The sequence below is a fragment of the Vibrio sp. 2132-1 genome (assembly GCF_033344315.1).
This window is the reverse complement of record NZ_JAWPON010000001.1, coordinates 353,234-367,019: the sequence shown is the minus strand read 5'-3', so window position 1 is coordinate 367,019 and position 13,786 is coordinate 353,234. Positions and strand designations below refer to the sequence as shown.

The 13,786-nt window shown below is 42.3% G+C and carries 10 protein-coding genes; 4 read left to right on the top strand and 6 right to left on the bottom strand.

The window, feature by feature from the left end; translation table 11 throughout:
* The first annotated feature begins 119 nt into the window (after positions 1-119).
* Positions 120-650: a prepilin-type N-terminal cleavage/methylation domain-containing protein gene (locus R8N47_RS01450; RefSeq protein ID WP_005376513.1), complete on the top strand. Its 531-nt coding sequence runs from the start codon at positions 120-122 to the stop codon at positions 648-650.
* Between the two features lie 49 nt (positions 651-699).
* Here the strand turns inward: R8N47_RS01450 and R8N47_RS01445 are convergent, their stop codons facing one another.
* On the bottom strand, positions 700-1,680 hold the full coding sequence (locus R8N47_RS01445) for a chemotaxis protein (RefSeq protein WP_025998672.1): 981 nt from the start codon (positions 1,678-1,680) through the stop codon (positions 700-702).
* 684 nt (positions 1,681-2,364) lie between these two features.
* Here R8N47_RS01445 and R8N47_RS01440 point away from each other — a divergent pair.
* Entirely contained in the window at positions 2,365-2,973 is a 609-nt protein-coding gene (locus R8N47_RS01440; protein ID WP_017635344.1) for a response regulator transcription factor, read from the top strand.
* Here R8N47_RS01440 and R8N47_RS01435 read toward each other — a convergent pair.
* The 5 genes from R8N47_RS01435 to R8N47_RS01415 form a co-directional block, all read right to left on the bottom strand.
* The gene (locus tag R8N47_RS01435; protein ID WP_054576032.1) at positions 2,970-3,857 is read right to left on the bottom strand and encodes a LysR family transcriptional regulator; all 888 of its coding nucleotides are present in this window, start codon (positions 3,855-3,857) and stop codon (positions 2,970-2,972) included. The two genes, R8N47_RS01440 and R8N47_RS01435, sit on opposite strands and share 4 nt — an antisense overlap.
* Before the next feature lie 157 nt (positions 3,858-4,014).
* Positions 4,015-5,385 (bottom strand): GGDEF domain-containing protein, encoded by a 1,371-nt coding sequence (locus R8N47_RS01430; protein ID WP_017635346.1) that lies wholly within the window; start codon positions 5,383-5,385, stop codon positions 4,015-4,017.
* Positions 5,386-5,394: 9 nt separating this feature from the next.
* Positions 5,395-5,991, bottom strand: coding sequence for a response regulator transcription factor (locus tag R8N47_RS01425; protein ID WP_017635347.1), 597 nt, complete (start codon positions 5,989-5,991; stop codon positions 5,395-5,397).
* Positions 5,984-7,150, bottom strand: coding sequence for an EAL domain-containing protein (locus tag R8N47_RS01420; RefSeq protein ID WP_064354730.1), 1,167 nt, complete (start codon positions 7,148-7,150; stop codon positions 5,984-5,986). Before R8N47_RS01420 ends, R8N47_RS01425 begins: the two co-directional genes overlap by 8 nt.
* On the bottom strand, positions 7,134-10,799 hold the full coding sequence (locus R8N47_RS01415; protein WP_053307628.1) for an ATP-binding protein: 3,666 nt from the start codon (positions 10,797-10,799) through the stop codon (positions 7,134-7,136). The genes R8N47_RS01420 and R8N47_RS01415 overlap by 17 nt, the downstream gene beginning before the upstream one ends.
* 447 nt (positions 10,800-11,246) lie before the next feature.
* On the opposite strand from R8N47_RS01415, the gene ylqF reads away from it, so the two are divergent.
* Complete coding sequence (ylqF, locus tag R8N47_RS01410) at positions 11,247-12,191, top strand: ribosome biogenesis GTPase YlqF (RefSeq protein WP_005376521.1); 945 nt, start codon at positions 11,247-11,249, stop codon at positions 12,189-12,191.
* Between the two features lie 337 nt (positions 12,192-12,528).
* Positions 12,529-13,710, top strand: coding sequence for an alpha-hydroxyketone-type quorum-sensing autoinducer synthase (gene cqsA / locus R8N47_RS01405; RefSeq protein ID WP_017635350.1), 1,182 nt, complete (start codon positions 12,529-12,531; stop codon positions 13,708-13,710).
* The last annotated feature ends 76 nt before the right edge of the window (positions 13,711-13,786 follow it).

Here is a 13,786-nt window from a genome sequence, read left to right as displayed (position 1 = left end):
TAGCACTTTACAACTCACCTCTTTATACTACTGATCGATTTATCATTACCGTACTTATTTACACAATAAACAAGTGTACGGTCAGTGTTTTTCTACCTTTAACTTGCTGTGAAAATAATATGAAAAAACAAACGGGATTTACTCTAATAGAGTTAGTCGTAGTTATTGTCGTGCTCGGTATTCTTGCTGTCACTGCCGCGCCACGCTTTTTAAACCTTCAAAGCGATGCACGTGAAGCACGTTTGGAAGGAATGAAAGGCGCTATTGCGTCAGCATTAGGCGTGGGTTATGGGAAAATGGCGATTGCGGGATTGGAAAGCAAGCCTTACGTTTCAAACTTCGTAGACAGTGCTTTAATGGCAGATTTACCATTTGACGGCTGTAATATTGGTGGTTCAAAGCGCTGTGTTTTTTTATATGGATATCCTGATTCTGATAGCGAATCGATGAAGTTACTCGTGCAAGGACTGAACGAAGAAGACTCGGATTGGAAAACATTTCATCACCCGGCTGGTTCAACAACTCGCGAAATGGTCATTGCTGCAGCCGACGAAAAAAGAGCTAGCCTTACACAATGCGGAATTTTATATGGGCCACCGCAGACTCCAAACGAGAGTTACACCTTAGATATTCTTCCCTGCCCTCAATAAAAATAAGGCTGCCAATCGGCAGCCTTATTTGTTTCATCTGATCGGTTTTTTACGCAAAGTTAAACACGTATTTATCCATCATATTCACCATGCGGCCAATCTCTGGCTTGGTAATCGTATCATTTGCGCCAAGAGATAGTGCTTTCGCTCGGTTATCCTCACTCATCAATGACGAGAACATAATGATCGGCATTTCATGAAACGCTTCGGTATCGCGTAGTCTCTTCACTAAGTGCATACCATCCATTCGAGGCATTTCTACGTCCGTAACCACCGCATCTAATAGCTCTTTAACTGGCAAGTTTTCTTCTTTCGCAACCTCGATCAAACTCATCAACTTCTCATGCGCCTCACCACCGTCTTTACATGTGATCACATTGTAGCCTGAAGAAGCTAATGTATCTTGGATCAAAGAGCGAATAAATGCTGAGTCATCCACCACCATGATCGTTTTAGCATTACGCTTACCGACCATTCTCTGGTTGAGATCCACCGACTTGTCCCCTTTCACATCGTATTTTTCCATACTCAATTCTGGGTTGATGTCTGCGATGATTTTTTCAAAGTCGAGAATCATGATCAGGTTGCCTTCTTTACGGACAACGGCTACTACACAATCTTGTTCGCCCGCTTCCAAAAACTGACTTGGTGATTCCACATCATTCCAAGAGATGCGATGAATACGCGAAATGCTGTCAATTAAGAAGCCATTGGTCATTTTGTTGAAATCCGTAACGATTACAAACTTGCGCTCCAGATCTTGTCGTGTTGGCACACCTAACCAACCAGCTAAATCCACTAAAGGCGTCAGTACATCTCTGGATGAGAACACACCAATCATATGAGGTTGTGCGTTTGGATAATCGGTTGTTTCTGGCACGCGAATCACTTCTCGTACTTTCGCAACGTTAATGCCGTAATAACAAGTTTTTGTGCTGCCATCTGGCAATGTTTTTTCTAAATGAAACTCGATGATTTCAAGCTCATTGGTACCACTTTCTGTCAAAATGGTGCTGGTTACGTTACTCATAAAGCCAATTATCCAACCAAAAATACGCATCAGAAAAAGTTTGATGCAAACGCCATGAGAAGCCATTCTCTGGCTAAAAATCCAAAAGTCCTTTTTAGTCGTTACAACAAAATTTGTAAACCATCAAAAGGACGGCTAACGCACATTTCCATACCAAACCATGTAAAATTGTCTCATTTTTGAACACGACATTATGAGTGGCCAAAGTGCGAATTAACACCTCCACTTTTAGCGACCGAGTCAATGAAAAGTTTAGAAATAATTTGAAGTGATGTTCAGCGTCAATAGCCAAACCTATCCAACAGATATCAGTGCAAAGTTGGCTACTGTGCTCATGCCTGGTGTAGAACAAGCTCTCTTCAAGTGGCATGGTATAAAACTGCGCTTGTGAACACACGAGTTTAAATCGAAGCGCTAGAGGCATCGCAAGAAAATCTGAAGGCATAGAACACTGAAAGAACACTTTCAGTTTGTTAGTTTTCTGTCAGCGTAAGTTTTAAGCAATCATCCTATCACTAGGTATTTCAATACCTGACATCGTTATTCCCATAATCAAGACACTGATTTTCACTTTTGGAAAGAGTCATTTTCCTTCCTCTTAGCAAGGTTTTTCCTACAATCCTATTCATCCAATTGCGCTGTCGCCTGACAGCACACTAGTTGATGTATTAGGTGAGGTTAACTTTGAATAATGTTCTTATTATCGACGCTCAACCATTGTATAGCGAAGCACTTGCTTCTCTAGTTGAATCTATAATCAACGCAGCTGAAGTGATTCAAACCACTGACAGTGCGGAAGTGATGGATCTTGTCCGAGGCCAAAAGATTGATTTGATTATTTTAGACGTAGTGCTTGGCGACCGCGATGGTATGCGTTTAGCCAAAAACATTTTAGCGACAGGATATCGTGGCCGACTGTTATTTGTTTCTTCACGTGACTACTCGAGTCTTTCTAAAGCAGCGTACGAAATGGGCGCAAATGGCTTCTTAAGCAAACATGAAACAAGAGAGACCATTATTGACGCAATTGTGAGTGTTTCACGCGGTTACTCAATGTTTAAGTCGACTCACACACCATCGTCGGGTAACGTAACACTTTCAAATCGCGAAGCCATGGTGTTCCATTATCTTGTACAAGGCTACTCAAATAAGAAGATTTCTGAACAACTTTCACTCAGCGCTAAAACAATCAGCACCTACAAAACGCGTATTCTGAAAAAGTACCATGCGGACACGTTGATTGAACTTCTGCATACTATTCCTCAGTCAGAAAACATTGAGTTTTGCCGCTAAGCGCTCATGTATTTTGCAATAGCACCGATTAACAACTGGTGCATTGCATCATGTCTTAAGCTTTGCTTCAACTGTACAACCACTTTCGGCCAGCCATCTGGGTAAAAATGTTCTGGCACTCTTATAAATTTATATCCATCAATTGGCGCCTGATATTCAAGTAATACGGTTGCGGCGCTTTTTTGTTTAATTAGCTTCAATACGCTGCTTACGTTGTCTAGAGCCGCAATACGGTTGATGACCATACCGTGGCTTTCCATTGCACGCTTAACGAGCTGCTCTTTCTCTTTCCAACCGATAATCTCTAACATGATAAAGGGAAGTTTGGCTGCTTCTTCTAGGGTGGTAATTCCCAGCTCTTCAGGGACAACTACCACAGCAGGCGCATAGCCGATGAACTTCTGATAAACAGATTTCGGAACATCCTCGTTGAAGTAATGTAACTGCGCATCCACTTTGCCTAGGATTATCTCTTCTATCGTATACTCTGTAATCGTTGCTATCGAAATGTGCGCCTTGGGAAACAGCGCCATTAAATCCATTGCAAGTAAATGCCCAAATGAGTATTGAGCGGTTTGCGGTAAACAAATGGTGATGTCTTTTTCGTAATTTTCCGGTTCAAACTCATCTCTAATTAGACAAGTTTCAAGCTTCTCGAGTGCATCGGAAATTTTAGGTAATTGACGTTTTAAATAGTCCGTTGGTTCCATGTGATGAGGATGCCGAATAAACAATTCATCGTTTAGCTGGAGTCGCAATCGGGCAAGGTATTTGCTAATTGACGCTTCACTCTTCCCCATCGCTTTAGCAACGGGTTTGAGCTGACGGTGCTTATCCAGTAAGACAAGTATTTTAAGTAAGTTTAAGTCGAGATCTTTGTTCACGTGCGACACCAGATGTAAGGTCGAGAATAAATAGAGCAATCACTATTTGTTGACTGCTCTAATATAAAAGACCAGTCATTCTGTTTGGTCAAATTAATCAAACAGTTATGTCATGGTTATGTTCCGTAGCTTAACATTGAGTCAATACTAGCGCTGCTTAATGGGACTTTTGTCTGTGTTTTTTCATCTCATAGAGATCTTCATCTGCACGTACAATAACGTCCTGAAGCGTTTCGTGTAATTCATTCGCCGCGATACCAGTACTCACACTAACTTCGATATCCAAGGTCTTTAGTCGATTATCTTTAACGACACTACGAAGCTTCTTCGCCAATATTGAAGATTGACTGATACTGCAACCCGGCAGAATCGCAACAAACTCATCACCACCAGTTCGAACTAGATAATCACTATTTCGAAACACTTTAGACATAGCATCAGCAATAATTCCAATAACTTCGTCCCCTACATGGTGACCGTAATGGTCATTGATTCGCTTGATCCTATCGCCATCTATTGCAATGACGGAATATGGCGCGGTTTCCAAACGACGTTTGAACTCGCTATCTTGAAAAACTCTGCGGTTAAACAATCCCGTTAAATCATCTTTCGTCACGTTCGTCAGTGCTTTCGCGAGGCGAAGTTTGCTCTCTTTAGATTCATAAGCTTTGTTGTAATACGCTAAGGTTACGAAAAAGAAGATGATAAACAAGAACACGTAATCCAATACAATTTTACTGAATGGGTACATGTAAACGATAAGATTGTTGTTGTCTGCGACATATGATTGGGTGTACGCGAATGATGGAAAGGGGTAGCCAGCGAAATAAATCACCATTTGTTTGTTCCCATTCGCTATTTGAACATCCACCGCTTTCCCATCATTATAAAGCGGCGAGAGGTATAATTGTTCCGAGAACTCTCCCACTAACTCACCTTGAAAGTAAACCGGACTCATGATGCTTATCGCCATGTCATCGGAGTATGTCGTTTTAAATGGTAGGGAAAACAATACCCGGTCCGTTAGTTGCTCTTTCCACGCGGCTAACACACAAGAATAGTTACTTTTACACCAATCAACATCAAACGTGGCTTTCACTCCCTCTAGCGCTTCAATCGGTCTCTCTAAGATGAGTTTGTTTCCAGTATAAGAACGAAAATACATAACGGCATTTTGTCGATTGAACGCATTTGATAAATACGCTTCAGCCTGATGAAGCGATTTCCGTGCAACAGCTTCAACGTAATTAAGTTTTTCATAACGTGACAGGGAGTAAATCGCATCTTGAAAGCTCAGCTCTGTTTGCGCTTCTACTTCACTCACGCTCATGCCTTTGTATTGCTCGAGCTGCGCTTCCGTCAATAGCCCCATGAGAATTACTTTTTGTTTTATTTTGGCTAAATTATTCGCGTAAGTGTTGAACTGCTTTACTTCATAAGAAATTAACACCGCACCAATCATTGTGACAGAAGTGACGAATAGTAATGTTGCGATGAAAAGAGACAACGCGATACTTTTAAGTGTCATGATGCGGTCTTACGCCCCCGCCACTCTTGTTAGCTCAACAATGTTCTTTACGTTAAATTTATCCAATAGACGACGTTTGTATGTGCTGACTGTTTTGTCACTTATTGATAGCACTGAAGCGATTTCTCGATTGGACTTTCCTTGTAATAAATACTTCATTACTGCGCTTTCTCTGCTTGAAAGTTGTGGCATTTCTCGAACGCTATTAACAACTTGCTTAAATTTGAAGAAGGTATACCCCTTCTCTACCGCTTCTATCGCGTCTTTAAGAATGTCGTGATTTTCCGATTTACACACATAGCCATCAGCGCCAGAACGAAAAGCCATTTGGCTGTACATTTGGCTAGTTTCAGCGGAGAAGAAAATGACTTTGCCTTCATAACCATGGGATTTGATACGTTTGTAGAAATCAAACCCATCGCAATCTGCCAAGTTCACATCTAAGATCAACAGTTGAATTTCTTCCTTTTTCAATATTTGTAATGCCATCTTCGCTGATGTTGCAGTAAATACCCCATTTGTTTTACCTAACTCTTCCAGCAACGACTTGATTGCAACACAAACGAGAGGATGATCGTCAAAGATCAAGTAATTCAATTTATTCATATCTTTCATTTAGTATGGTTATGGCTTCTAGTGGCATGGGTTTATCAATGTAGAAGCCTTGGCAAAGATCAATGCCATACTCACGTATCGCTTGCAGTGTGACTTCGTCTTCAATACCTTCCGCGACCAGTCGTATATTCAAACTTTTCGCTAACGCGCAAATAGCAACAACGATGTTGCGTTTTTTGATATCGCATTCGACACCTTGTACAAACGAACGATCGATTTTTAACTCGTTGAATGGCAGTTGAGCCAGTTTTTCAAACGTCGATGACCCCGTGCCAAAATCATCTATTGAGACAGTGACACCGTTCATCCTCAACTTGAGTAAATTCTTGTACAGGGACGCGCTAGTCTGAAATGTATCTCGCTCTGTAATTTCAATGGTGATTTGTGATGGGTCAATCTCGCTCTCTAAACATTGCTGTAAAAAGTAATGAGAGAACGCCGTATCTTCTAAATTTTCATGGTCTACATTGATGGATACGTTTTGCGTCAATCCGCGGTGTTTCATGTCATAGATAACATTACTCAATACAGCTTGAAACAACTCTCCAGAAAGGCGGCAACGCTCTACAATTGGCAAAAAATAATGAGGGGGTAACACACCATAAATAGGATGATTCCAACGCGCGAGCGCTTCATACCCAAGCACTTCCCCACTTTGCACATCGACTAAAGGCTGGTAATAATTTTTCACGCGCCCTTCAGCCAGAGCAAACAGGAATTCTTGATCTTCCACTTCAATAGGTTGCGCAAAGCTGACTTGTTTCGCTTTTTCATCTTTTATTTTACCCAACAAATCAACGACTTCATTTTCATCGTATGGCTTAGGCAGCTTCCCTAATACTTCAAAACTAAATCCCTCGCACATGGCTCTTACCGCAGAAATAATGGTCAATTCCATTGCACTGACCAGTACAACTTGCCCCTGGTACTGGACTTTATCGAGCATTTCCATCATATCGATGCCGTCTTTTCCGGGCATTTGGATATCACAAAAAATCACGTCAAAATATTGTTCCTGCACACTCTGAATAGCGGCATCCACACAGTTAAAAGGGATGACTTGCGCGCAATAGCGATCCAATATTTGCGTAAGTATTGTGGTTTGTAGCGGATGGTCATCAATCACCATCACATTAAATTGTGTATTCATTTGTCTCTACCCAATAGTTTATGTTTTCGATCTCCTGCTCGATTCGTAAAATTAGCTCCGCTGTTCGCCTGTCAAACTCCGCAGCAGTAACTCGTTCTGCCTCAATGCAAAGCTCAGTCAGCATGCTTACCCCTATCGCCCCAACCGCTCCTTTGATGCCATGAATGACCCGTTTTTTGTCTCGCTCAGTCGATGCGGCGTTTAAGTTTTTTATATCTGTAGACATTGATTGACTAAACACGCGCGCAATCTCTTTTGCGTCCTGTGCTTTGAACCGTTTAATCCAGCCGGGCAGCCTACCCCTCTCTTTTTCGCCAATAAATGGAATCAAAACGGTTTTTAATTGATTAAGGTCATAGGGCTTGTAGAGCACATCATCAATGTCGATATCCTGTGTACGTTCAATGGCAAGACGAGCATCTTCTGCTGTCACACCGATGATTGGAATTGCTTTAAATTCGGAGTTTTTCACGTGCCTAACAAGCTCATAGCCATCCATTTCTGGCATATGAAAATCGGTCAGCAGCAACACAATGTTTTCATCTTGGTTGATGTATTCCCATGCTTCGCGGCCGTTATTCACAATGACAGGTTCGATTCCAAGTTCATGAAGCTGCATTGCTATCACACTTTGGTTAATGGGATTATCTTCTGCGACCAGTACCGTGCCGAGAACCCAAGAAACCACTTCTTGATTTGCGTCACTAAGCTTGGTTTCTTGCTGCGTTTGGCTGAGCAAATTGAACAATGTATCTGGATATTGAAGCTCTCTTAGCGTAAGACTGCCAAGTACCCTTTGTTCGTCACGCAGCATTAGGCCATTAAAACTGGCATCGCTGTCGTGTATAGGGTGAAGGTTCGCCACCATTGTTTTTAACGTCGCTGGACGCATTTTCCACGCGTCACACCACTGGCGAATATTAAGTGGTAAGCTCTCGCTATACGTCCAGTTCAAACAAACGTCTGGCTCAGAGTCGCAATGCTCAATTGGCAGTTTGACGGTAATCGTCGTGCCCAAGCCAAATTGTGAATCGATGCAGAGCACGCCGCCCATGCAGTCGATCAATCGGTCAACAATGCTCAGCCCCAATCCAGTACCGCCATATTTACGCGTAATAGTGTCATCCGCTTGAACAAAAGGATTGAGAATGCCTTCGAGTTGGTCATCCGTCATGCCGATACCTGAATCCGCCACTTTCAAAATAAGCTGCTTTTCATGAAGAATGACACTGATTCCAACTTCTCCTTCGGCAGTGAATTTCATCGCATTGGAGAGTAGATTGGTGGTAATTTGCACCAATCGCAGCGCGTCGATTTCAATGAAAGCATTCGAAAATGGTTTGATTGTCACTTTGTAATCCAAACCTTTCGCAAGCGCTCGTGGTTCAAAGCTTCGAAACACATCGCACAAGGTTTTAAGCAAGTCGGTCTTAACTGGGGCGACGGTTAAGTGCCCTGCCTCTAATTTTGAATAATCCAGTACTTCGTCTACTAGCGTATTCAAATGATTGAGCGAGCGTATGGCTTGGGCAATTAACTCGCGATTTGAATCTGCCGTCACTTGGCGATTTAGCAAATCGAGGATGCCGTGTGCTGCCGACAATGGCGTTCTTAATTCGTGACTCATGGTTGCCAAAAAGTTTTCGCGCGCACGTACCGCGGTTTGCGCTTCTTTTTGCGCATCGATTAACGCCTGCTCACGTTCTTTTTGCTGGGTAATATCTTGAATAACAGTCAGTACAAACTTGTTCTTACCGCTAGGAGAAGCGATGACTTTGCGTTCTCGATATACATGTTTAATATCAAGTTCACAGCCCGACGAGGCAACCTCTTCTGAAATACGCTTTCCAGCGATAACAGTGGTCAGTTCATCAAAATTATTCACCAGAGGAGCGTGCGCAGAATCACTTTTCAACTTACATTGTTGGCACTGTTTACTGTTGTAGTTGGCACAATTGCTCATCTCCATATGGTTATTTTCACTATGGATAAAAACCAAGCTATTGATCTCTTTGATGATGTCCATCAGCCATTGCTTTTCCGCTTCCTCATTGTCAGCATTAAATTCGGCTAACCTCACTTTAAGTCGCATGTGAGATAAGATGAAATACGCCGCAATTAACATGAGACAGAATATGAATGAACCAGCAACAACAAATGTAGCGATCTGCTCCGCGTCATAGCCATAAGTCAGTTTGAAGCTTCGGTGAGAACGCAGCAGTTTTTCGATCTCGTTAGAATCAATGGTTTCGATGATGCTGTTCAACATGTGTTGAAGTTGTGTATTGTGGTTTGCAACCGCAAATGCATTAGAGAACGTCAAAACGTCCTCCGCATTGATCACCAAGCCATCGACTTGATCTTGTGCAATCATGTTGTGAACGATGTCGTCAGGAATGTAAGCCACATCCAAAACGCCCGATTTCAAATCGGTAAGCAGCTTTTTCAAATCATCATAATGATCAACTTGGCCTTGCTGCCAAGTGCCCAAATGAACTAACCCTTGCTTTTTCAAAGTGAGCAGAATACCCGCTTCTTTCAGTGCAGATTTATCGCGCTTGCTCTGCTCCGCTTGGATAGCCACGTAATTACTGTGCATGAATGGTTTAGTGAACAACCAATCTGACTTAGGTAGCTCACCCACATAAGAGATGGGGACTATATCGGCATCAAATGCCGTTAATCCATTTGAAAGGCTCGACGTCGGCTTCACATACTTAAAGCTCAAGCCAGTACGAGACTGCAATAAGTCGACAAAATCTGGAAAGAAGCCATCTAACTCGCCCGTTTGCGAGTCTCGGTAGAGAAACGGATAAGCTTCGTCACTGCTGCTGTAAGTTATCACTAGTTTGTTTTGATGATTACGTCGGTAATCTACCAATAACTTATCACTGATATGGTAAGGATTTTTCGAGGCGACGGAGCGAATGTTTTTTCCATTTTGCTCCCACTGAAGGATTTTGTTGATGTCATCGATCAGACTCTGTTTGTCCAACGAAGCGATAAAACTCACCTCTTCGTTTTTCAACCAACTGGGAATATCGACAACCCCTTTTACAATGTCATTCAAATCCAAATATTGGGTAATACCAACATAAGTGTAAATCAGAGCGTTCGCTTTACCTCGCTTAACTTCATTAAACGCCTCTAAACGTGTTTTAACATAATGTATCTTATCGATACCACGTTCAGTGAGGTTGTCACAATACACACTGCCCTCAACACACACCCATTTAAGATCACGCGCATCACTATCTCGGTAAGTGGCATTCCGATACCAAACAGCGATAGTGCTCGAAAAGAAAGGCATCGAAAACAAGAAACGCTTTTCTCTTGCTGCTGTTTTACTAAATCCAACCGCACCATCAATCTTCTTGCTTTCGACATCCGCAAGTAAAGACGGAATATGCTTGTAAGTCCGAAGTTCTAACTCATAATCCAAAGCTTTAGTAATGTTAGACAAATACTCAAGACTAATTCCGTACGAAGGACCAACGCTACCGTCAAACGAGTCTTTAGCTTCGTCTTGCGCAATAACACCAACGATGACCTTCGGTTTAGGACTCTGTTTGGCAGTTGAGCAAAAAGAACTCGCTAAAAAAATTAAGGCGACGGACGATACCGTAATACTTCTAAGAATACTGAGCATGACTGCTTCCTCTGAATGGAAGCTCAGACTAGTTTTTGTCAGATAAAAGTCAAACTTCGCTCAATAGCGAAATAAAAATAAAGCTTTGATATAAAATCAAAAAACCAAAATCCGTCAGAACAATCTGACAACACAATCCACCTTTGACTACACAGCGTTTGCGTTCGGTCTCTCACCCAGACGGATATTCACTGCGAGTCGGTATATATAAGAGATGTGTGCTTTTAGGTTTGCACGCCATAGCTTTTTACTTTCATCTTGAATGATTCATCATCATTCCATGATAAACTGACGTATTAACATGAAAGAAAGCTCAACTCCGCGGTTTCGAGCAGCTTGAAGTAAACACAGTTTTAGAAAATGCATTCTAGTATTGTATTACTCAAGACTCACATTGCTACTTTTACAACCGCTGGAGCATTAGAAAAATTAAGGTATTAAATTCAAATGGTTAATAACTCAATCCAGTGGTTTCCTGGCCACATGCACAAAGCACGTAAAGAGATCGAAGAAGCAATCCCTCAAGTGGATGTGATCATCGAAGTACTGGATGCTCGTATTCCTTTCAGTAGTGAAAACCCTTTGATTTCTCAAATCCGTGGTGACAAACCTGTCGTTAAAGTTTTGAACAAACGTGATTTGGCCGATCCAGAATTAACTCAACTGTGGATTGAGCACTTGGAGCAAGAGCAACATGTAAAAGCAATGGCGATCACGACTTCTGAACCACAAGAAGTGCATCGAATCATGGAGCTTTGCCGCAAACTTGCCCCACACCGAGAAGAAATTGGTAAAAACATTCGCACCATGATCATGGGCATCCCAAACGTTGGAAAGTCGACGATCATTAACACCCTCGCAGGTCGAACAATCGCTGTAACAGGTAACCAACCCGCGGTTACACGTCGTCAACAACGTATCAACCTGCAAAATGGCATCGTATTATCTGATACTCCAGGAATTTTATGGCCAAAAGTGGAAAATCCACACAGTGGCTTCCGCCTTGCGGCTACCGGCGCGGTAAAAGATACAGCGATGGAATATGACGAAGTCGCATTCTATACCATTGAATACCTAGCAGCTCATTATGCAGACAAGCTTAAAGAGCGTTATCAAATTGAAGAGCTTCCAGAATCAGATATCGAGATCATGGAAGAAATTGGTCGTCGCCGCGGTGCACTACGTGCAGGTGGACGTGTTGACTTGCACAAAGTATCAGAGATCTTATTGCACGAACTTCGTCAAGGCACTTTGGGCCAAATTACATTAGAACGCCCAGAAATGATCACTCAAGAGCTGATTGAAGTCGAGATTGAGACCGCCCGTAAAGAAGAAGAAAAAGCGAAGCGTAAAGAAGAGCGTCGTAAGCGCTATTTACGTAATAAGCGATAAGCTTGTCTCTTATCTACTCATGTTTCAAGGCGCGATTTTCGCGCCTTTTTTGTTATCTAATGCGCCCATTTTTTTCACTTTTCAAACTTTATATTCCTCATCCAAAATCCCAGATATGAAGCACGAAAAAACACCGCAAAATCGCCGTATAAACTTTAAGCACAAACTAGTTTAGACCCCGGGCCCCTATAGAGTTACAGCCACCATCCAACCCTCAAATGTCGAGTTTGCAAGGGTCTGCAAACTTATGCAACCTGGTTAGTGACACTCTCCCCAAAATCCGCAATATGAATAAGTGTCAGCGCTGGCGTTTTTCCATATGAAGAAGAGATTTATTATGAGTGAAACTATACAAAGCAAACCACTTCCCTCCTTTATCGAGGAACGCCTAGATTTTTATATTCAAGATCTAATCGAACCGAATGAGAACAAAAAACACCTTGTTCTTGGTAAACGCCCACCGTGTAATGCCGTTGTCCTGCAAAGCAATGATTACCTTGCACTGTCTCATAATAAGGAGATTCAAAACGCGCATCGTGATGCGATTTCCCAGCACGATGACAACGTCGTGATGTCCGCGATTTTCTTACAAGACGATGAATCGAAACCTGTATTTGAAACGCAACTAGCCAGTTTCGTTGGTATGCCTAGTTGTCTACTTTCTCAATCTGGTTGGGCTGCGAATGTCGGTTTATTGCAGACTATTTGTGCACCGAACATACCTGTGTACATTGATTTCTTTGCACATATGTCTTTGTGGGAAGGCGCACGTATTGCCGGAGCACAAATTCATCCGTTCATGCATAACAACACCAGTCACCTAAGAAAACAGATTTCACGTCACGGTTCAGGGATCATTGTTGTGGATTCGGTTTACAGCACTATCGGAACCATCGCTCCTCTACGTGATATCTACGAAATAGCACAGGAGTTTGACTGCGGCCTGGTTGTAGATGAATCACACTCTTTAGGTACACACGGTCCACAAGGTGCGGGGATACTGCAGGGTCTTGGCTTAACTCATAAGGTAGATTTTATTACCGTTAGTCTTGCCAAGACATTTGCTTATCGTGCTGGCGCGATTTTAGGCCCAGAAAAACTGGCGAAGACGCTTCCATTTGTGGCGTACCCTGCAATATTTAGTTCTACCGTATTACCGCAAGAGATCATTCGGCTAGAGAAAACACTGGACGTCATAAGAAAATCAGATGATAAGCGAGATATTCTGTTTGAAAGAGCCAAGTCTTTAGCCGTTGGTTTAAAACGCATTGGATTTACTATTCGCAGTGAATCACAAATTATCGCATTAGAATGTGGTAACGAGAGAAACACTGAGCGAGTCCGCGACTTTCTCGAAGAGCGAAATGTTTACGGCGCAGTGTTTTGCCGCCCTGCAACTGGAAGGAACAAAAACATCATCCGTTTTTCAGTCAATGCAGACATGACAGCTGCTGAAGTTGATCATGTACTCACTGTCTGCCAACAAGCATTTGCACACCCTGACTTAGAGTTTGTGTAAGTTAGTGTGTAGATAAAACTAAAGAGCTCAACAGTTTTGCTGAGCTCTTTATTCGTGTTATTCGTTGTGAGCAACT

Coding starts and splice junctions, on each gene's coding strand:
- R8N47_RS01450 (WP_005376513.1), top strand. CDS start 120: ATGAAAAAACAAACGGGATTTACTCTAATAGAGTTAGTCGTAGTTATT.
- R8N47_RS01445 (WP_025998672.1), bottom strand. CDS start 1,680: ATGAGTAACGTAACCAGCACCATTTTGACAGAAAGTGGTACCAATGAG.
- R8N47_RS01430 (WP_017635346.1), bottom strand. CDS start 5,385: ATGACACTTAAAAGTATCGCGTTGTCTCTTTTCATCGCAACATTACTA.
- R8N47_RS01425 (WP_017635347.1), bottom strand. CDS start 5,991: ATGAATAAATTGAATTACTTGATCTTTGACGATCATCCTCTCGTTTGT.
- R8N47_RS01420 (WP_064354730.1), bottom strand. CDS start 7,150: ATGAATACACAATTTAATGTGATGGTGATTGATGACCATCCGCTACAA.
- R8N47_RS01415 (WP_053307628.1), bottom strand. CDS start 10,799: ATGCTCAGTATTCTTAGAAGTATTACGGTATCGTCCGTCGCCTTAATT.
- ylqF (WP_005376521.1), top strand. CDS start 11,247: ATGGTTAATAACTCAATCCAGTGGTTTCCTGGCCACATGCACAAAGCA.
- cqsA (WP_017635350.1), top strand. CDS start 12,529: ATGAGTGAAACTATACAAAGCAAACCACTTCCCTCCTTTATCGAGGAA.